We start from the raw sequence: 18721 nt of genomic DNA, 5'->3' as shown, positions 1-18721 counted from the left end.
GAAACGGAAAAAAGGAGGGCATTTTCCCTCACCCATGCGCCTCGGGGCAATGACAGATAGTCATCGGCAGGCGTTTTTCCAATCGATAGCACAGGTTTCGCTTGGTGAAACCTTTCCGCTATTCGTTTGTAGAGACTGCCGTCCGCCGAGAAGTGCCATTTATCGAGCAATATCAAAACTTTTTGATATTGACCTTGCGGTGCCTTGCCCCCGTCTCTAGACTGCCAGCCCTATGAACTTACGCGTGCCTTCCATTCGCCATGACGATTGCGACGAGCTGGCGGCCCTGTGCAAGGCCGGCGGCGATCCGCTGCGGCTGAATGTATTGCGCGCGCTGGCCAACGATTCGTTTGGCGTGCTGGAGCTGGCGCAGATTTTCGGCATCGGCCAGTCGGGCATGAGCCACCACCTCAAGGTGCTGGCGCAAGCCGATCTGGTGGCGACACGCCGTGAGGGCAACGCGATTTTCTATCGTCGCGCCCTGCCCCACAGCGGATTGCTCGGCGGCAAGCTGCACGCGGCATTGCTGGAAGAAGTCGACAATCTGGATCTGCCCGATGAAGTGCAAGCACGCATCGAGCAGGTTCATGGTCAGCGTGCCGCCGCCAGCCGGGATTTTTTCGCCCGGGTCGCGGAGAAATTCCGTGCCCAGCAAGATTTGATCGCAGGCCTGCCGCAGTACCGTGACAGCGTGCTGGCCCTGCTCGACAAACTGAACTTCGATGGTGCAGCCACGGCCATTGAAGTCGGCCCCGGCGATGGTGCTTTTCTGCCGGAACTGGCCCGTCGTTTCGGCACCGTAACCGCGCTGGACAACAGCCCGGCGATGCTCGAACTGGCGCGTCAGGTGTGTGAACGTGAACAGCTGGCTAACGTCAGCCTGCAATTGGCCGATGCATTGAACGGCACAAGCCTCAAGGCCCATTGCGTGGTGTTGAACATGGTCCTGCACCATTTCGCCGCTCCGGCCGATGCGCTCAGGCACATGGCCGATCTGCTGCAACCGGGCGGTAGCCTGCTCGTGACAGAGTTATGTAGCCACAACCAGAGTTGGGCCAGGGAGGCCTGCGGTGATCTCTGGTTGGGGTTTGAACAGGACGATCTGGCCCGTTGGGCCACCGCTGCGGGACTCGTTCCCGGGGAAAGCCTCTATGTAGGCTTACGTAATGGTTTCCAGATCCAGGTTCGCCACTTTCAGCGACCGGCTGGCGACACTCACCATCGGTAAATTCAGGAAAACATCGAGATGAGCGAATACTCCCTCTTCACCTCCGAGTCCGTGTCTGAAGGACATCCGGACAAAATCGCCGACCAGATTTCCGATGCGGTGCTGGACGCCATTATTGCCCAGGACAAACACGCTCGCGTGGCCGTGGAAACCCTGGTCAAGACCGGCGTCGCCATCGTTGCTGGTGAAGTGACCACCAGCGCCTGGGTCGACCTGGAGCAGATCGTTCGTGACGTGATTTGCGACATTGGCTACACCAGCTCCGAAGTCGGCTTCGACGGCGCGACCTGCGGCGTGATGAACATCATCGGCAAGCAGTCCCCTGACATCAACCAGGGTGTCGACCGCGCCAAGCCTGAAGATCAGGGCGCCGGCGACCAGGGCCTGATGTTCGGTTACGCCAGCAACGAAACCGACGTTTTGATGCCAGCACCGATCACCTTCTCGCACCAGCTGGTGCAGCGTCAGGCTGAAGCACGCAAGTCGGGCCTGCTGCCGTGGCTGCGTCCGGACGCCAAGTCGCAAGTGACCTGCCGTTACGAAGGCGGCAAGGTTGTCGGTATCGACGCTGTTGTTCTGTCGACCCAGCACAACCCGGAAGTGTCGTACAAAGACCTGCGCGAAGGCGTGATGGAGCTGATCGTCAAGCACGTACTGCCTGCCGAACTGCTGAGCAAGGACACCCAGTTCCACATCAACCCGACCGGCCAGTTCATCATTGGCGGCCCGGTTGGTGACTGCGGTCTGACCGGTCGCAAGATCATCGTCGACAGCTACGGCGGCATGGCCCGTCACGGCGGCGGCGCGTTCTCCGGCAAGGATCCATCGAAGGTTGACCGTTCGGCTGCCTACGCTGGCCGTTACGTAGCCAAGAACATCGTTGCGGCCGGCCTGGCCGAGCGTTGCGAGATCCAGGTGTCCTACGCGATCGGTGTGGCCCAGCCTACCTCGATCTCGCTGAACACCTTCGGCACCGGCAAGATCAGCGATGACAAGATCATCAAACTGGTGCGTGAAGTGTTCGACCTGCGTCCATACGCGATCACCACCATGCTCGACCTGCTGCACCCGATGTACCAGGAAACCGCAGCCTACGGCCACTTCGGTCGTGCGCCGCAGACCAAGACCGTTGGCGAAGACAGCTTCACCACGTTCACCTGGGAAAAAACCGACCGCGCCGACGCCCTGCGTTCCGCCGCTGGCCTGTAATTCCCTGGCTGCTAGAAAGCCCCGCACGGTTCGCGCCGTGCGGGGCTTTTTCATGCCTGAAACATTCTTTAGATCCCTGTGGGAGCGAGCCTGCTCGCGAAGGCGCCCGCCCATGCAACGTCAATTCAGAATCCGGAAACACCTCGAAAAACACCCCCGGTAACGCATTTCGAATCCTCACCTACCCTTCAAATATTACCCCCGAGCAAGGACGCTCAACGATGCTCTTCACACTGCGCCTGTTGCTGGCTCTCCTGCTGGCACTCATCACCCTTGTCAGCCAAGCCAACTGTCCGAACTGGGATCATTCCCAAGCCCAACGCGAAATCACCAGCCTGCAAAACCGGATCGACCAATGGGACGACGCCTATCACCGCGAAGGCCGTTCATTGATCAGCGACGAACTCTATGACCAGTCCCGACTGCGGCTGAAAGAATGGCAAGCCTGTTTCAACCAACCCACATCCCCGCAGCCGTTGCGCACCGCGTCCGGCACGGTCACCCACCCCATCGCCCACACCGGTCTGGACAAGCTGCACAAAGTCGAAGACGTCGCCCACTGGCTGCGCGATCGCCAGAACGTCTGGGTGCAGCCCAAAGTCGACGGCGTGGCTGTCACGCTGATCTACCGCCAGGGGATATTGCAGCAGGCCATCAGTCGCGGTGACGGGGTCAACGGCCAGGACTGGACCGCCTCCGCGCGCAGGATTGCAGCCATTCCGCAACGTTTGAGGCAGCCACGGGATCTGCTGGTACAGGGCGAACTCTATTGGCGCCTGAGCGCGCATGTTCAATCACAGTCCGGCAGCGTCAATGCCCGCGCCACCGTCGCCGGGCTGATGGGACGTAAAACACTCGATGTTGAACAGGCCGCCGGGATCGGCCTGTTTGTCTGGGACTGGCCGCAAGGTCCTGTGCGGCTGCCGGAAAGATTGTCCGAACTTCAGACATTGGGGTTCGCCACAACCGAGCCCTATACCCAGCCCGTCACCCGATTCGAAGACGCGCAAAAATGGCGCGAGCACTGGTATCGCTCGCCACTGCCCTTTGCTAGCGACGGCGTGGTGCTGCGTCAGAGCCAACGGCCACCCGCCGAACGCTGGCAGGCCAAGGCACCTTATTGGGCGATCGCCTGGAAATACCCTTTCGCCCAGGCATTGGCCGAAGTGCGCAAGGTCAATTTCAAGATCGGCCGCACCGGGCGGATCACGCCGGTGCTGGAACTGCTGCCGGTCAGACTCGATGACCGCGAAATCAAACGGGTCAGCGTCAGCTCACTCAAGCGCTGGCAAACCCTCGACATCCGTCCCGGCGATCAGGTGGCAATCAGTCTGGCCGGGCTGACCATTCCGCGCCTCGACAGTGTCGTGCTGCGCAGGAGCGAACGGGCGGACATCAACATCCCCGATGCTGGCGACTACCACGCCCTGAGCTGCTGGCAACCGACGCCGGGGTGTGAAAGCCAGTTTCTCGCGCGTCTGACCTGGCTCAGTGGCAAGCAGGGCCTGGCCATGCAGCATGTCGGTCGCGGCACCTGGGAGAAACTTTTGGAAACAGGCCGTCTGAAACACCTGCTGGATTGGCTGACCCTCGATGCGTCAGAGCTTGCTAACATTGCCGGCCTCGGCGAGCGCAGCAGCGCACGGCTGATCGACAGTTTTCAGGGCGCGCGGCAAAAGCCGTTCGCTCGATGGTTGAAAGCGCTGGGCATGCCGCCGGCCGGACAGGCACAACTGGACGATTCGTGGCAGGCCCTGGCACAACGCGACACTGAACAATGGCAGGCAGAAGCCGGTATCGGCCCGGGACGCGCGGCGCAACTGAGCGCATTCTTTCGTGACCCGCAGGTACTGGCTTTGAGTGACACCCTGAAAGCCGCCGGAATCGACGGCTTCTGAACCTGCAATCCCCGCCCGGCGGGAACCCAACGGCCGGCCAGACGCTCCAACAGCGCAGTGCCCTCCCACCCCGATTGCCTTTGCACATGGAGCTTTTATGAAATTTCTCGCACCGCTCGCCCTGCTTACTCTTTGCGGCGTCATGGCCGCCCCGGTCATGGCCGAAGAAGACGGCCCGGGCCTGACCGGTTGCGCTGCCAAGAAGCAGGGCATCATCAATCAGATCGAACAGGCCAAGTCGCGCGGCAACATGGAGCAGCAGGCAGGCCTGGAAACCGCACTGCGTGAAGTGAACGAACATTGCACCGACGCCGGGCTGAAAAAAGAACGTGAAAACAAGGTGCTTGAGGCCAAGCATGAAGTCAGCCAGCGTCAAGCGGATCTCGACAAGGCCATGAAGAAGGGCGATCCGGAGAAGATCAACAAACGCAAGGAAAAGCTCGCCGAGTCGCGCAAGGAACTGCAGGAAGCACTGGACGAGATCGATAAGTAACCCAAGCCCTGTGGTGAGGGGATTTATCCCCGTCCGGCGGCGAAGCCGTCGCAAATTCGACTGGTCGGGTCCGACTGAAAAAACTCGGTTATATGGTTTTGGGGCTGCTTCGCAGCCCATCGGGGATAAATCCCCTCGCCACAAGGTACTCAGCAGCCTCAGGAATCAATGATCGCGAAACTCTTTATGGCAAGCACTGCAGGCATCCTCGACTTTCTGCACTGCCGGTCCGAGATTGCTGGCCTTGTACGGCTGAACCTGACTGGCGACCACCAGTTCACCGGTTGCCGCTTCGAGGGCGCGGGCCAGTTGCTGAAAACGCGCCTGTTTCTGCCAGACATCGTCCTTGGCGCTGGTGTGATCTTCCTCGCGCACCTGCGGAAAATGCTTCCACGGTTCATGGGCCAACGCATCAAGTCTGACCGCGCCCTCGGCAAATTTCGGTCCGTCGAAGGCAATGCGCCCGCGCAACATGCCGCCGAGGTCTTCGCTGGTCTTGAGCATCTGCTTGAAGATGGCCTTGCGCTGACCCAGCGGCGAATTCGGGTCGACGCCGCCACAGGCGGACAAGTTCAGACAGGCCAGCAATACAACAGCAATTGGTTTCAGAGTCATGATGGCTTCAGGTCGCGGAAATCGGCGGCCAGTATCCTCGGCTCACCGCCAAACACCAATAGCCCTATTAAAAATACGGGTTGGTCGAGCGCATGGAGCTCTCGGCCAATCGGCACAGGAATCACTCCATGAACAGCCGCTTCACGGCCTGGCGTCACCCGCTTATCGTCACCCTTCCACTGCTCGCCATCCTCGCCGGTTGCACAGGCGGCGACAGCGCCAAACCAAAAACCCATGCGCTGGCCACCTATTCCAGCGCGACCTGGGAAGCCTTGCCCGCTGTCTCCGACAGCGATCTGGTCGCCGGTTTCGGTTCCTGGCGCAGCGCGTGCACCCGACTCAAAGCCGACGCAGTCTGGGGGCCGACCTGCGCTGCGGCGGCGAATGTGCCGCAAAGCGCCGCCGAGATTCGTGCATTCCTCAAGCAGAATCTCGATGTCTACGGCCTGCGCGCCGAGAACGACAACCCCAACGGTCTGATCACCGGCTACTACGAACCGGTGTACCCCGGCAGCCTGACGCCCACCGCAACGGCGAACGTGCCGGTGTATGGCGTGCCGGAAGACATGATCATCGTCTCGCTCGACAGCATCTACCCGGAATTGAAAGGCAAGCGCCTGCGCGGCCGCCTCGAAGGACGCGTGCTCAAGCCTTACGACGACGCGGCGACCATTGAATCCAAAGGTGTGAAAGCGCCAGTGGTCGCCTATCTGACTGATCCGATGAACCTGCAATTTCTGCAGATCCAGGGCTCGGGCCGGATCCAGACCGAGGACGGCAAACAGTTGCGCATCGCCTACGCCGATCAGAACGGCCACCCGTACCGGCCGATCGGTCGCTGGCTGGTCGAGCAAGGAGAGCTGAAGAAAGAAGACGTGACCATGACCGCGATCAGCAACTGGGCCAAGGCCAACCCGATGCGCATTCCGGAACTGCTCGCCAGCAACCCGAGCTACGTGTTCTTCACCCGCAACCCGGACAGCAACGAAGGCCCACGCGGCTCGCTGAACGTGCCGCTGACCGCCGGCTACAGCGCGGCGGTGGATCGCAAGGTGATTCCGTTGGGCAGTCTGTTATGGCTGTCGACCACCAAACCGGATGGCACCCCGCTGGTGCGCCCGGTCGCGGCGCAGGACACCGGCGGCGCGATTGCCGGCGAGGTGCGCGCGGATCTGTTCTGGGGCACCGGCGATGCGGCCGGGCAACTGGCCGGGGACATGAAACAGCAGGGGCAGATCTGGATGCTCTGGCCTAAAGGAAAAGAGCTGCCGCAAGTGCCGCAGGTGGCTGACAAACCCTAAAGGCAAAAGATCGCAGCCTTCGGCAGCTCCTACAGGAGTATGCATTCCTCTGTAGGAGCTGCCGCAGGCTGCGATCTTTTGAACCTGCTTTCAGATCGACACAAAGAAAAACGAAGCAATCAGCCCCATCCCGATAAACCACACCACCGAACGCAGTGCAGCCCAGTCAGCCAGGTAGCAAATGATGTACAGCAGGCGGCTGGTGATAAACAGCACGGCCAGCACATTGACCGTCACCAGCTCCGCAGTGCCGACCAGATGCGCAACGATCACCGCAGCGGCAAACGCGGGCGTTACTTCAAAGCTGTTCAGTTGCGCGGCGTGGGCGCGACGGGCGACGCCATCGACGCTGTCGAGAAAGTCCCGTGGATCGTAATTGTCCTTGAGGCGGAAACCGCCGGTGGCCTTCGCCACGATCGTGCACACGTACGGCAGGAAAATCGCGATCAACACACACCACAGAGCCACTGTCATAACGTCGTCCTTTTTTCGATTGGAGAAATTGGCGAGCGGTCAGAACTTCATCACCAGCATGCCGATCAGCACCTGCCCACAGGCTAAGAGCAGCGCCCGGCCGAAAGGTTCTTTCAGGCGGATATTTCACGACAGCGTCTACGGTGAACATCCGAATCCGGAACCGATTAGTCAGATTACTGATTCGCCATGTGTCAGCAGCTGTTTATACTGCAACCCACCACGCCGTACTCAGCTGCACACCAAAAAACTCCAATAAAAGCTGCCTGCTCCGCTTTCTTCGAAAACGGTCGCTGGCACGCGTATGCCTGATCAAAGCGTCAAGACTACCGACAGAGACCTTGCGCATGCCCCTCGCTTTACTTGCACTCGCCGTTGCCGCATTCGGCATCGGCACCACCGAATTCGTCATCATGGGCCTGCTGCCCGACGTTGCCCGCGATCTGGCGGTGAGCATTCCTCATGCCGGGCTGCTGATCACCGGTTACGCCCTGGGCGTGGTGTTCGGCGCACCGATCCTGGCGATCGGCACCGCCAATATGCCGCGCAAAGCGACACTGCTGGGCATGACGCTGATGTTCATCCTCGGCAACGTGCTCTGCGCGCTCGCGCCGAACTACGCGACGCTGATGGCGGCGCGGGTGGTCACGGCGCTGTGTCATGGCGCGTTTTTCGGCATTGGCTCGGTGGTTGCCGCCGGCCTGGTTGCGCCGAACAAACGCGCGCAAGCCATTGCCATGATGTTCACCGGCCTGACCCTGGCCAACGTGCTCGGCGTGCCACTCGGCACAGCGCTGGGCCAATACGCTGGCTGGCGCTCGACCTTCTGGGCGGTGTCGGTGATCGGCATTGTGGCGGCGTTGGCGCAATGGTTGTGGTTGCCCAAACACATCGCGATGGACAAGGCCAATCTCGCCAGCGAATTCAAAGTGCTGGGCAAGGCCAACGTCTTGTTGGCGCTGGGCATGAGCGTGCTGGCCTCGACCAGCCTGTTCAGCGTGTTCACGTATATCGCACCGATCCTGCAAGACATCACTGGCGTCAGCCCCCACGGCGTGACGGTGATGCTGCTGTTGTTCGGCGTCGGCCTGACAGCGGGCAGCATGCTCGGCGGGCGTCTGGCCGATAGCCGCTTGCTGCCGTCACTGGTCGGCGTGGCACTGGCAGTTGTGGTGATTCTGGCGGCGTTCAGCCAGACCAGCCGTGCGGTGATTCCGGCGGCGATCACTCTGGTGCTGTGGGGAATTTTCGCTTTTGCGCTGTGCCCGATTCTGCAGCTGCTGATCATCGATCAAGCGCATGAAGCGCCGAATCTGGGTTCGACGCTGAACCAGAGCGCGTTCAATCTGGGCAACGCAGCAGGTGCCTGGATTGGCGGACTGGTGGTTGCCAGCGGCGCGGATCTGGCGGATCTGCCGTGGACCGGGGCGCTGGTTGGCGTGCTGACGGTGCTGACGGCGCTGTTGTTCATTTACCTGCAACGTCGGCAGGCGAGTGCGGTCAATGTGACTGGCTGATCGTGGTGTGTCAGATAGAGCCCTACCCTAGCCCTCTCCCGAAGGGAGAGGGGACTGATCGGGGGATGCTCGATACCCACGCCGACTTGAACGTGCATTGCTGAATCCATAATCGACCCGATCGTCCAGGTCGATGCACCTCGCCAGACACCTCGGTCAGCTCCCTCTCCCTCGGGAGAGGCCTGGGGTGAGGGGGTTGTTGAGCATGACGCGCCATTCGAATGTGCCCTCAGCCAACCCCGCCCCATCAAACCCCTGCGTCCAACCTCCGGTCGCGCTCCATTCACCCCTCATCCAAAGGACCCCGGATGCTTGAACTTGTCGCCGCTTTCATCTGCCTCACCACCCTCCTGACCTTCGTCAATTTCCGCTTTATCGGCCTGCCGCCGACCATCGGCGTGATGGTTACCGCCCTGCTGTTCTCACTGCTCCTGCAAGGCCTCAGCGTCCTCGGCTTTCCCGGCCTCGAAGACCGCGTGCAGCAACTGATCGGCCAGATCGATTTCGGCGACCTGCTGATGAACTGGATGCTCTCGTTCCTGCTGTTCGCCGGCGCCCTGCACGTCAACCTCAATGATTTGCGCAGCTACCGCTGGCCAATCGGCCTGCTGGCGACCTTCGGCGTGTTGATCGCCACCGTGGTGATCGGCAGCCTGGCCTTCTACATTTTTGCCCTGTTCGGCTGGCACGTGAGTTTCCTCTACTGCCTGTTGTTCGGCGCGCTGATCTCACCGACCGACCCGATTGCGGTACTCGGCGTGTTGCGTACCGCCAACGCTTCGAAGCCACTGAAAACCACCATCGTCGGCGAATCACTGTTCAACGACGGCACGGCGGTGGTGGTCTTCACCGTGCTGCTGGGCATCGCGCAACTGGGCGAAACCCCGACCGTCAGCGCCACGGCCATGCTCTTCGTCCATGAGGCCATTGGCGGTGTGTTGTTCGGCGGGCTGATCGGTTATCTGGTCTATCGGATGATCAAAAGCGTCGAGCAGCATCAGATCACCGTGATGCTGACCCTGGCCCTGGTGATCGGCGGTTCGGCGATGTCCACCGAACTGCACGTTTCGGCGCCGATTGCGATGGTGGTGGCCGGTCTGATCATCGGCAACCTCGGGCGCAATCTGGCGATGAACGACATGACCCGCCGTTATCTGGACGGTTTCTGGGAATTGCTCGATGACATGCTCAACGCGCTGCTGTTTGCGCTGATCGGCATGGAGTTGTTGCTGCTGCCGTTCAACTGGCTGCACATGGCCGCCGCAGGTCTGCTGGCGGTGGCGATTCTGTTGTCGCGCCTGCTTACCGTGGCGCCGGCGATCCTGCTGCTGCGGCGCTGGCGCTCAGTGCCGGCCGGCACCATCCGCATCCTCACTTGGGGCGGTTTGCGCGGCGGTGTTTCGGTGGCACTGGCGCTGGCCCTGCCGCTGGGCCCGGAACGCGATCTGCTGCTGAGCATCACCTACATCGTCGTGCTGTCGTCGATCCTGCTGCAGGGCCTGACCATCGGCAAACTGGTCAAGCACGCGACGCGCAATGAGCCGGCCAGCGTGCCTGAGCCAGCTCACCATTGATCATTTCTTGATCGACTGCGGATCGGGCTTAACAGCCTGATCCGCAGATTCCTTCGGCGCACCGCTTTCGCTGCGAATCTGCGCATGGCTGATCAGCGCGAAGATAAAGCTGCCGCCGATGATATTTCCCGCCAGCGTCGGCCCGGCGAACACCGCCCAGAAATCACTCCACGGCAACTCGCCAGCAAAGACCAGATAGGACACTTCCGCCGATCCGACCACGATGTGGGTGAAGTCGCCCAGCGCCATGAAGTAGGTGATGAGGATAATGATCCACATCTTCGCGCTCTCCATGGAGGGGATCATCCAGACCATGGTGGCGATCATCCAGCCGGAGACGATGCCCTTGGCGAACATCTGACTGGCGCTGTGTTCCATGACCTTGCGGCCGATCTCGAGGAAGGCGACGTCGGTCTTGCTGTCGAAGATCGGCAGTTCCAGCATCACGTACGCGACCAGAATCGTCCCGCAGAGGTTGCCGACCAATACCACTGTCCACAGACGGATCAGTCGCAGAAAATTCTTCAGCGTCGGCTTGGTCATCACCGGCAGCACGGCGGTCAAGGTGTTTTCGGTGAACAGCTGCTGGCGGGCAAGGATCACCGCGAGGAAACCGGCGCAGTAGCCGAAGCTGGCGATCACCTTGAATTCGTCGCCGTCGGGCAGGCGCGAATTGAGCAGGCCCATGCCCATCAGGGACAGGCCCATGGTCAATCCTGCCGCCAGCGCAGACCACCACAGCGCGGCAATGCTGCGCTCCAGTTCCTGGTCGCCCTGGGTGCGGATGATTTCATGCAGAACGGCCGCGCGCGGCGGCTGGCTCTTCTCGACTTCGTGCTGCTCCTTGGCCGAGAGGTCGGGGGTCTTTTCGCTGGTGGGGGTGGTCATGGCGTGGCAACCGGTGGGGGGCGATGTAGCTACGACCGTTGCGCTTGGGAATACGTTCTGTAGGCGCGGCGCAAATCTCTGGATGCACGCCAATCCAGGGTAGGAGCTGCCGAAGGCTGCGATCTTTTGATTTTGATTTTCAGAAACAAGATCAAAAGATCGCAGCCTCCGGCAGCTCCTACAGGGCTCGCATTACTCGCTGACGGCTTCGTCATCCTTGAACTGGTCTTTCACGTATTTGATCTCGGTCCGCCCGTGCGGCGCCGGCAGGCCGTCTTCGCCGAGGTTGACGAACACCATCTTCTCGACGGTCAGGATGCTCTTGCGGGTGATCTTGTTGCGCACTTCGCAGGTCAGGGTGATCGAGGTGCGGCCGAATTCGGTGGCGGTGATGCCCAGTTCGATGATGTCGCCCTGGCGCGAGGCGCTGACGAAGTTGATTTCCGAGATGTACTTGGTCACCACGCGCTGGTTGCCCAATTGCACGATGGCGTAAATCGCCGCTTCTTCATCGATCCAGCGCAGCAGGCTGCCGCCGAACAGGGTGCCGTTGGGGTTGAGGTCTTCGGGTTTAACCCATTTGCGGGTGTGGAAATTCATGTTCACTCCTGAGCGCTTGCCGAAAGATGCGCCCATCTTGGCAGACTGCTCAGTCAGGCTCCAGGCAGCTGCGACTATGGTCGCCATTGGCGATCTTCATCTGGCCGACAGAAACCCTTTGGAAGATCAGCCCGGGCGGCTATAATCGCCCCCGTTTCAAAAAACGGTAACGTTCATTGGCTACCGTTTTCCCGCCACCTGTCCGAGGGGCGCTGCAGCAGGTTCGACCTGTCAGGCTCGGATGGGGCGTTGACCGGCTCACGCCGGACACTAAACGCACAACGGCGCCCATTCGCATACATTACGAATGGAGGCTCTTCATGAGCGCTGTCAACACGCCTGCCGATTTTACCGATTACAAAGTTGCCGACATGTCCCTGGCTGCCTGGGGCCGTCGCGAAACCATCATCGCCGAATCGGAAATGCCTGCCCTGATGGGTCTGCGCCGCAAATACGCTGCCGAGCAGCCGCTCAAGGGCGCGAAAATCCTCGGCTGCATCCACATGACCATTCAGACTGCCGTGCTGATCGAAACCCTGGTTGCCCTGGGTGCCGAAGTGCGCTGGTCGTCCTGCAACATTTTCTCCACTCAGGATCAGGCCGCTGCCGCTATCGCTGCCGCCGGTATCCCGGTGTTCGCCTGGAAAGGCGAGACTGAAGAAGAGTACGAGTGGTGCCTGGAGCAGACCATCCTCAAGGATGGCCAGCCATGGGACGCCAACATGATCCTCGACGACGGCGGCGACCTGACCGAGCTGCTGCACAAGAAATACCCGCAAGTGCTCGATCGCGTTCACGGCGTGACCGAAGAAACCACCACTGGTGTACACCGTCTGCTGGACATGCTGGCCAAGGGCGAGCTGAAGATCCCGGCGATCAACGTCAACGACTCGGTGACCAAGTCCAAGAACGACAACAAGTACGGCTGCCGTCACAGCCTGAACGATGCGATCAAGCGCGGCACCGACCACCTGCTGTCCGGCAAGCAAGCGCTGGTCATCGGTTACGGTGACGTGGGCAAGGGCTCGGCCCAGTCGCTGCGTCAGGAAGGCATGATCGTTAAAGTCTCCGAAGTTGACCCGATCTGCGCCATGCAAGCCTGCATGGACGGCTTCGAACTGGTGTCGCCGTTCATCGACGGTATCAACGACGGTTCCGAAGCGAGCATCGACAAAGCGCTGCTGGGCAAGATCGACCTGATCGTGACCACCACCGGCAACGTCAATGTTTGCGACGCGAACATGCTCAAAGCCCTGAAGAAGCGCGCCGTGGTCTGCAACATTGGTCACTTCGACAACGAAATCGACACCGCTTTCATGCGCAAGAACTGGGCATGGGAAGAAGTGAAGCCACAGGTGCACAAGGTTCACCGCACCGGTGCCGGCAGCTTCGATCCACAGAACGACGATTACCTGATCCTGCTGGCCGAAGGCCGTCTGGTGAACCTGGGCAACGCCACCGGTCACCCGAGCCGCATCATGGACGGTTCGTTCGCCAACCAGGTACTGGCACAGATCTTCCTGTTCGGTCAGAAATACGCCGACCTGTCGCCAGCGCAGAAAGCCGAGCGTCTGACCGTTGAAGTGCTGCCGAAGAAACTCGACGAAGAAGTGGCCCTGGAAATGGTTCGCGGCTTCGGCGGCGTGGTCACCCAACTGACCAAGCAACAGGCTGACTACATCGGCGTCACCGTCGAAGGCCCGTTCAAGCCGCACGCCTACCGCTACTAACAGGCGCTGAATGCTCGCTCTCCCTGTGGGAGCGAGCTTGCTCGCGAAGGCGGCTTATCATTCAACATCCGTGTTGTCTGACCCAGCGCTTTCGCGAGCAGGCTCGCTACCACACCGGATTGCAGCGCCTCGAAGGTACTTGTTTCCAAGGGTATGACCATGTCCCAAGACCGTCGCTACAGCTTCGAGTTTTTCCCGACCAAGACCGATGCCGGGCAAGAAAAGCTGCTCGCCACTGCCCGCCAGTTGGCCACCTACAATCCTGATTTCTTTTCCTGCACCTACGGCGCTGGCGGTTCGACCCGTGATCGCACGCTCAACACCGTGTTGCAGCTGGAAAGCGAAGTCAAGGTACCCGCCGCACCGCACCTGTCGTGCGTCGGTGACAGCAAGGACGACCTGCGCGGCCTGCTGAACGAATACAAGGCTGCCGGCATCAAGCGCATCGTTGCCCTGCGTGGCGACCTGCCGTCCGGCATGGGCATGACCAGCGGTGAGCTGCGTCACGCCAATGAGCTGGTGGAATTCATTCGTGAAGAAACCGCCGATCATTTCCATATCGAAGTCGCGGCTTACCCGGAGATGCATCCGCAAGCACGCAACTACGAAGACGATCTCGCCAACTTCGTGCGCAAGGCAAAGGCCGGTGCCGACAGCGCGATCACCCAGTACTTCTTTAACGCCGACAGCTACTTCTACTTCGTCGACCGTTTGCAGGCGCTGGGCGTGGATCTGCCGATCGTGCCGGGGATCATGCCAATCACCAACTACAGCAAACTCGCGCGCTTCTCCGATGCCTGCGGTGCGGAAATTCCGCGCTGGATCCGCAAGCAACTGGAAGCCTACGGCGATGACACGCGAAGCATTCAAAGCTTTGGCGAACAAGTCGTCAGCGAAATGTGCGAACGCCTGCTGCAGGGCGGCGCACCGGGGCTGCACTTCTACTCGATGAACCAGGCCGAACCTAGCCTGGCCATCTGGAACAACCTCAAGCTGCCGCGCTGAAGGTTTTCCATGCGATAAAAAAGGCCCTCACCGGGCCTTTTCACTGAAAAGCACAAATGGAATATTGTCGTCGATGATCTGCGCGCAAACAAAAACACGCCCTCAACTGGTCTATCTGGTTTTCGGTGCCGAGACTTACCATCAGGAAGCTGTTTTCAGCATCGCCAGTGCTCTGGCGTGGTTGCGCGAGACACCGGATGCCCCGATCGATATCCAGGTCTTCAGCGACAACCCGCAACCCTACGAGCATCTCCCCGTACGCATTCGCCCGCTGGACGCCGAAACGCGCCAGAAATGGAGCGAGCCCCACGGTTATCATTTCCGCATCAAACATGTCGCGTTGCGCTCGGTACTTGAAGAGCATGAAACGGCGCTGTTGATCGACACCGATACGTTTTTCCACTGCTCGCCGCTCAAACTGTTCGAGCGGGTGCAGCCCGGCACCCTGCTGTGCAACGACTACTACGCTCGCTATGGCGACAACAAGATGAGCCTGCTCTATCGCACGCTGTCGGCAACACTGCTGGACAAAGGCCTGACTGACGATCACATGCGCCTGCTCAACTCCGGCGTCATCGGCTTGCACCGCCAGGACGCTCACGTGCTCGACCGCTCCATCGCTTTGATCGATGAGCTGTTCCCGTCGGCACAGGGCGCCTACACCCTCGAAGAGTTCTGCCTGTCAGTGGCTGCCTATCGCACGCTGGACGTCAACAAGTGCCCGGATCTGATTCACCATTACTGGAGCCGCAAGCACCTGTTCAGGGCCAAGGTTCAGGCCTGGGTCGCCAAACATGGCGACAACCCGACCGGCGAGGCTGCACTGGACGACACCCGACGTGTATCACCGCAACTGCCTCGACCACCGCGACTGCAGCGGATGTTCTACAAGCTCGTCACGTTGCTGCTGCCGGCACATCTGCGTCAGTTCATTCGCGAAATCCTTTACGGCTGCTATGAACATCCCAACGAGTTCGATCAGGCGTGTGCAGCGGTCTGGTGGGACAAGGCGCTGGAAAACCAGCAGCAACGCATCGGCAAGCCGGTTTGCAGGCACTTGCTCAGGGACTGGTTCAGTCGCGGCCTGGTCAAGCGGATCCTTGGTTCGCGTCACGCGAAGGTCCACCAACACCTGCTGAAAACCGCAAGCAAATAAGGCCATCGCGGCCATTGCGCCCGGGGTCTGCGCGAAACATGCATGCCAGAGCTTCTCATCAGGCGTTTCGCGTACTAACCTCAGGCCATGCCCCTTATTGCCCAACTGCTGAGCGTTATTCTTCTGACTTGCCTGAGCGTCGCCGCTCGGGGGGAGAAGTTGCGTATTGTCACCGAGCCGTGGGCGCCTTACGTCTACGAACAGGGTGGTAAAAACCTCGGTCTTGACTACGAAACCACCGCCATCGTGTTCCAGCGCCTGGGCATTGAAGTGGAATGGCAGTTCCTGCCGTGGAAGCGCTGCCTGTCGATGCTCGAGACCGGTCAAGCCGACGGTGCGCTGGACATCTTTCACAGCGCCGAACGCGACGCCACTCTGCTCTACCCCAGCGAACCGCTGTCCGACGTCGAATTCGTGATGTTCTACGCCAACGAGCGGCCGCATCCATTCAACACCCTCGAACAACTCAAAGGCCTGACCATCGGCACCTCGCCGGGTTATCTGTACAGCCCTGACTTCAGCCAGTCGGACCTGTTTACCCGTGAGCCGGCGCCAACTCATGAAGCCAATTTCGGCAAACTCGTGCGTGGGCGGATTGACCTGCTGATTACCGATCGCCGCGTCGGTCAGCATTTGCTCGATGAGCTGAATATTCGCGATCTGATCACGGAAAACCCGACGGTTATCAGCCGTCAGAGCCAGTTTCTTGCAGTTCGGCGCAATGCCGGCATGGATTTGCTGGTGCAGCGCTTCGGTGCCGAGCTCAAGCGTTTCAAGCGCGAACCGGCCTACGCGGAGCTCAGCGCGCGCTACGGTGCCGCGCCTGTCGATAGGGCATCACTGCGCTCGGCCACGGCCAGCGGCGAAACCGTTGAGCAGCAGGAAAGCAGCGCGCAGTGATTGCTCTGTTATACTCCGGCGTTCCCGCCAGGCTCACGCCCGGACGCCCGGAACCGTAACAGGCCTCTCGACCCGCTACAGCGCAGCTTCCAGCCCGCGCGAGCGCTCCTGACGTGCCTTCGGAACCGCCGCTGGACCGGACGGGATTGCGTCCTCTTAAACGTGATTCGCGCCAGGCAAGACTCCCATTGGGCCAAGCCCTAACTAAAACAGGATTACTCATGTCCTTTGCTTCCCTCGGTCTCTCCGAGGCTTTAGTCCGTGCCATCGAAGATGCGGGCTATACCGAGCCTACTCCGGTGCAACAGCGGGCCATTCCCGCCGTGTTGCAAGGTCGCGACCTGATGGTGGCGGCTCAGACAGGTACCGGTAAAACCGGCGGCTTCGCCCTCCCGATTCTGGAGCGGTTGTTCCCCAACGGTCACCCGGACAAATCCCAGCGTCACGGCCCGCGCCAACCTCGCGTGCTGGTCCTGACCCCGACCCGCGAACTCGCGGCTCAGGTGCACGAGAGCTTCAAGATCTACGCCCGTGACCTGAAATTCGTCAGCGCCTGCATCTTCGGCGGCGTCGGCATGAACCCGCAGGTCCAGGCCATGTCCCGTGGCGTCGACGTTCTCGTCGCCTGCCCGGGTCGCTTGCTCGACCTCGCCGGCCAGGGCAGCGTCGATCTGTCCCACGTGGAAATTCTCGTTCTCGACGAAGCCGACCGCATGCTCGACATGGGTTTTGTGCACGACGTGAAGAAAGTCCTCGCACGCCTGCCGGCCAAGCGCCAGAACCTGCTGTTCTCGGCGACCTTCTCCAAAGACATCACCGACCTCGCCGGCAAACTGCTGCACAACCCGGAACGCATCGAAGTGACGCCGCCGAACACCACGGTCGAGCGCATCGAACAACGCGTGTTCCGCCTGCCCGCCAGCCACAAACGTGCGCTGCTGGCGCACCTGATCACCGCCGGCGCGTGGGAACAGGTACTGGTTTTTACCCGCACCAAGCACGGCGCCAACCGTCTCGCTGAATACCTGGACAAACACGGCCTGCCGGCTGTGGCAATCCACGGTAACAAGAGCCAGAACGCGCGCACCAAAGCCCTGGCCGACTTCAAGGCCGGCGAAGTACGCATTCTGGTTGCCACCGACATCGCTGCCCGTGGCCTGGACATCGATCAGTTGCCGCATGTGGTCAACTTCGAGCTGCCGAACGTCGATGAAGACTATGTGCACCGTATCGGCCGTACCGGCCGCGCCGGTCGTTCGGGCGAGGCGATCTCGCTGGTCGCGCCGGACGAAGAAAAACTGCTGAAAAGCATCGAGCGCATGACCAAGCAGAAGATTGCCGACGGCGATCTGATGGGCTTCGACTCCAGCACCATCGAAGCCGAGAAGCCGGAAGCCCGCGAGCGTCCGGACATCCGCAACCCGCGCAATTCCCGTGGCCCGCGTGGCGACGGTCCGAATGGCGGCGGCGGTGGTGGTGGTCGCAAGGACAAAGGCAAAGACAAGGGCAAGGAAAAACCGGCCGGTGAACGTGGCGAGCGCCCTGCCCGTCAGCAGAAACCGCGCGAAGGCACCCCGAGCCGCGAACAGCGCCCGAGCCAGCCACCGCGTGCAGCAGCTGACCGTGCCCCGGACGAGTTCCTCGACGACGATATCGATAACTTCGGTAACCGCGTCGACTACGTGCCGAAAGCCGCTCCTGCCGGCGGCCGTGGCCGTCGTCCGGGTGCACCGGCGCAAGGCGCTGGCGCACCCCGTGGCGGTCAGCCCCAGGGTCGCCAGAACGGTCCGCGCAACAGCAACGGCTCGAGCACCGGCACACCACCGGCCAAACGCAGCGGCCCGCGCAATGGCGCACCGCGTGACGGTCAGGGTCGCCGCGACGAATCCGCGCCGCGCAATCGCCGCCCGGCCCGTGACGATCAGCCTCGCAGCGAACCGGCCGTGCAGAACCCGCGCAGCAACGGGCCGAAGATCATGCACAAGGAATCGAAAGCCGACCGCTTCCCGACGCCTGAGCAGCTCGATCAACTGCCAAGCCGCCCGCGTGGCGAGAAACCAGCACTGCTGACCCGCAATCGCTGAGTTTCAACCCGCCATGAAAAATGCCCCGACTCGAAAGAGCCGGGGCATT

16 protein-coding genes and 1 riboswitch are annotated in these 18721 nt (G+C 61.0%); of the genes, 12 read left to right on the top strand and 4 right to left on the bottom strand.

What is annotated here, in order from left to right; genetic code table 11:
- Window positions 1-232: 232 nt before the first annotated feature.
- The 4 genes from ACV8MC_RS08660 (at window position 233) to ACV8MC_RS08645 (ending at window position 4828) form a co-directional block, all read left to right on the top strand.
- The gene (locus ACV8MC_RS08660) at window positions 233-1228 is read left to right on the top strand and encodes an ArsR/SmtB family transcription factor (protein WP_217849546.1); all 996 of its coding nucleotides are present in this window, start codon (window positions 233-235) and stop codon (window positions 1226-1228) included.
- A gap of 18 nt (window positions 1229-1246) precedes the next feature.
- A complete protein-coding gene (metK, locus tag ACV8MC_RS08655; protein ID WP_024014624.1) occupies window positions 1247-2437 on the top strand; it encodes a methionine adenosyltransferase in 1191 nt (396 codons plus the stop codon).
- A 221-nt stretch (window positions 2438-2658) separates the two neighbouring features.
- Window positions 2659-4335 carry an NAD-dependent DNA ligase LigB gene (gene ligB, locus ACV8MC_RS08650; RefSeq protein ID WP_252884952.1) on the top strand — a complete coding sequence of 559 codons (1677 nt, stop codon included), beginning with the start codon at window positions 2659-2661 and terminating at the stop codon, window positions 4333-4335.
- Between the two features lie 97 nt (window positions 4336-4432).
- Window positions 4433-4828 (top strand): DUF1090 domain-containing protein, encoded by a 396-nt coding sequence (locus tag ACV8MC_RS08645; protein ID WP_016772779.1) that lies wholly within the window; start codon window positions 4433-4435, stop codon window positions 4826-4828.
- A gap of 165 nt (window positions 4829-4993) precedes the next feature.
- Here the strand turns inward: ACV8MC_RS08645 and ACV8MC_RS08640 are convergent, their stop codons facing one another.
- Window positions 4994-5443, bottom strand: a complete 450-nt coding sequence (locus tag ACV8MC_RS08640) for a c-type cytochrome (RefSeq protein WP_252884953.1) — start codon at window positions 5441-5443, stop codon at window positions 4994-4996.
- 128 nt (window positions 5444-5571) lie between these two features.
- On the opposite strand from ACV8MC_RS08640, the gene mltA reads away from it, so the two are divergent.
- Window positions 5572-6744 carry a murein transglycosylase A gene (gene mltA, locus ACV8MC_RS08635; protein WP_252884954.1) on the top strand — a complete coding sequence of 391 codons (1173 nt, stop codon included), beginning with the start codon at window positions 5572-5574 and terminating at the stop codon, window positions 6742-6744.
- Between the two features lie 90 nt (window positions 6745-6834).
- Here mltA and ACV8MC_RS08630 read toward each other — a convergent pair whose 3' ends face one another.
- Window positions 6835-7218, bottom strand: a complete 384-nt coding sequence (locus ACV8MC_RS08630; RefSeq protein ID WP_024014628.1) for an MAPEG family protein — start codon at window positions 7216-7218, stop codon at window positions 6835-6837.
- 347 nt (window positions 7219-7565) lie between these two features.
- Between ACV8MC_RS08630 and ACV8MC_RS08625 the strand changes: the two genes are divergently transcribed.
- Complete coding sequence (locus tag ACV8MC_RS08625) at window positions 7566-8735, top strand: MFS transporter (protein WP_150743445.1); 1170 nt, start codon at window positions 7566-7568, stop codon at window positions 8733-8735.
- Window positions 8736-9043: 308 nt separating this feature from the next.
- The gene (locus tag ACV8MC_RS08620; RefSeq protein WP_016772774.1) at window positions 9044-10309 is read left to right on the top strand and encodes a cation:proton antiporter; all 1266 of its coding nucleotides are present in this window, start codon (window positions 9044-9046) and stop codon (window positions 10307-10309) included.
- On the opposite strand, the gene ACV8MC_RS08615 is transcribed toward ACV8MC_RS08620, so the two are convergent.
- The gene (locus tag ACV8MC_RS08615) at window positions 10310-11197 is read right to left on the bottom strand and encodes a formate/nitrite transporter family protein (protein ID WP_041476959.1); all 888 of its coding nucleotides are present in this window, start codon (window positions 11195-11197) and stop codon (window positions 10310-10312) included. It abuts the gene before it with no gap.
- A gap of 192 nt (window positions 11198-11389) precedes the next feature.
- On the bottom strand, window positions 11390-11797 hold the full coding sequence (locus ACV8MC_RS08610; RefSeq protein WP_071173389.1) for an acyl-CoA thioesterase: 408 nt from the start codon (window positions 11795-11797) through the stop codon (window positions 11390-11392).
- Between the two features lie 198 nt (window positions 11798-11995).
- Window positions 11996-12094, top strand: a riboswitch (S-adenosyl-L-homocysteine riboswitch).
- A 23-nt stretch (window positions 12095-12117) separates the two neighbouring features.
- Here ACV8MC_RS08610 and ahcY point away from each other — a divergent pair.
- The 5 genes from ahcY to ACV8MC_RS08585 all read left to right on the top strand — a co-directional run bounded on the left by ahcY (window position 12118) and on the right by ACV8MC_RS08585 (window position 18672).
- Window positions 12118-13527 carry an adenosylhomocysteinase gene (gene ahcY, locus ACV8MC_RS08605; protein ID WP_016772771.1) on the top strand — a complete coding sequence of 470 codons (1410 nt, stop codon included), beginning with the start codon at window positions 12118-12120 and terminating at the stop codon, window positions 13525-13527.
- 159 nt (window positions 13528-13686) lie between these two features.
- Window positions 13687-14532: a methylenetetrahydrofolate reductase [NAD(P)H] gene (gene metF / locus ACV8MC_RS08600; RefSeq protein WP_056786871.1), complete on the top strand. Its 846-nt coding sequence runs from the start codon at window positions 13687-13689 to the stop codon at window positions 14530-14532.
- A gap of 73 nt (window positions 14533-14605) precedes the next feature.
- A complete protein-coding gene (locus ACV8MC_RS08595; protein WP_457265023.1) occupies window positions 14606-15688 on the top strand; it encodes a hypothetical protein in 1083 nt (360 codons plus the stop codon).
- Between the two features lie 87 nt (window positions 15689-15775).
- A complete protein-coding gene (locus ACV8MC_RS08590) occupies window positions 15776-16588 on the top strand; it encodes a substrate-binding periplasmic protein (RefSeq protein ID WP_056786449.1) in 813 nt (270 codons plus the stop codon).
- A gap of 221 nt (window positions 16589-16809) precedes the next feature.
- Window positions 16810-18672, top strand: a complete 1863-nt coding sequence (locus tag ACV8MC_RS08585; RefSeq protein ID WP_016772767.1) for a DEAD/DEAH box helicase — start codon at window positions 16810-16812, stop codon at window positions 18670-18672.
- Window positions 18673-18721 lie beyond the last annotated feature (49 nt).

The sequence above is a fragment of the Pseudomonas sp. PK-RTE-24 genome (genome assembly GCF_054052265.1).
The sequence above is the reverse complement of the archived record's forward strand: the minus strand, read 5'-3'. Positions and strand labels throughout refer to the sequence as shown.

Bases quoted from the DNA above. Each gene is read 5' to 3' on its own strand.
- ahcY (WP_016772771.1), top strand. From the start codon at position 12,118: ATGAGCGCTGTCAACACGCCTGCCGATTTTACCGATTACAAAGTTGCC.
- metK (WP_024014624.1), top strand. From the start codon at position 1,247: ATGAGCGAATACTCCCTCTTCACCTCCGAGTCCGTGTCTGAAGGACAT.
- metF (WP_056786871.1), top strand. From the start codon at position 13,687: ATGTCCCAAGACCGTCGCTACAGCTTCGAGTTTTTCCCGACCAAGACC.
- ACV8MC_RS08595 (WP_457265023.1), top strand. From the start codon at position 14,606: ATGATCTGCGCGCAAACAAAAACACGCCCTCAACTGGTCTATCTGGTT.
- ACV8MC_RS08640 (WP_252884953.1), bottom strand. From the start codon at position 5,443: ATGACTCTGAAACCAATTGCTGTTGTATTGCTGGCCTGTCTGAACTTG.
- ACV8MC_RS08620 (WP_016772774.1), top strand. From the start codon at position 9,044: ATGCTTGAACTTGTCGCCGCTTTCATCTGCCTCACCACCCTCCTGACC.
- ACV8MC_RS08630 (WP_024014628.1), bottom strand. From the start codon at position 7,218: ATGACAGTGGCTCTGTGGTGTGTGTTGATCGCGATTTTCCTGCCGTAC.
- ACV8MC_RS08615 (WP_041476959.1), bottom strand. From the start codon at position 11,197: ATGACCACCCCCACCAGCGAAAAGACCCCCGACCTCTCGGCCAAGGAG.
- ACV8MC_RS08660 (WP_217849546.1), top strand. From the start codon at position 233: ATGAACTTACGCGTGCCTTCCATTCGCCATGACGATTGCGACGAGCTG.
- ACV8MC_RS08625 (WP_150743445.1), top strand. From the start codon at position 7,566: ATGCCCCTCGCTTTACTTGCACTCGCCGTTGCCGCATTCGGCATCGGC.
- ACV8MC_RS08590 (WP_056786449.1), top strand. From the start codon at position 15,776: ATGCCCCTTATTGCCCAACTGCTGAGCGTTATTCTTCTGACTTGCCTG.
- ACV8MC_RS08645 (WP_016772779.1), top strand. From the start codon at position 4,433: ATGAAATTTCTCGCACCGCTCGCCCTGCTTACTCTTTGCGGCGTCATG.
- ACV8MC_RS08585 (WP_016772767.1), top strand. From the start codon at position 16,810: ATGTCCTTTGCTTCCCTCGGTCTCTCCGAGGCTTTAGTCCGTGCCATC.
- mltA (WP_252884954.1), top strand. From the start codon at position 5,572: ATGAACAGCCGCTTCACGGCCTGGCGTCACCCGCTTATCGTCACCCTT.
- ligB (WP_252884952.1), top strand. From the start codon at position 2,659: ATGCTCTTCACACTGCGCCTGTTGCTGGCTCTCCTGCTGGCACTCATC.
- ACV8MC_RS08610 (WP_071173389.1), bottom strand. From the start codon at position 11,797: ATGAATTTCCACACCCGCAAATGGGTTAAACCCGAAGACCTCAACCCC.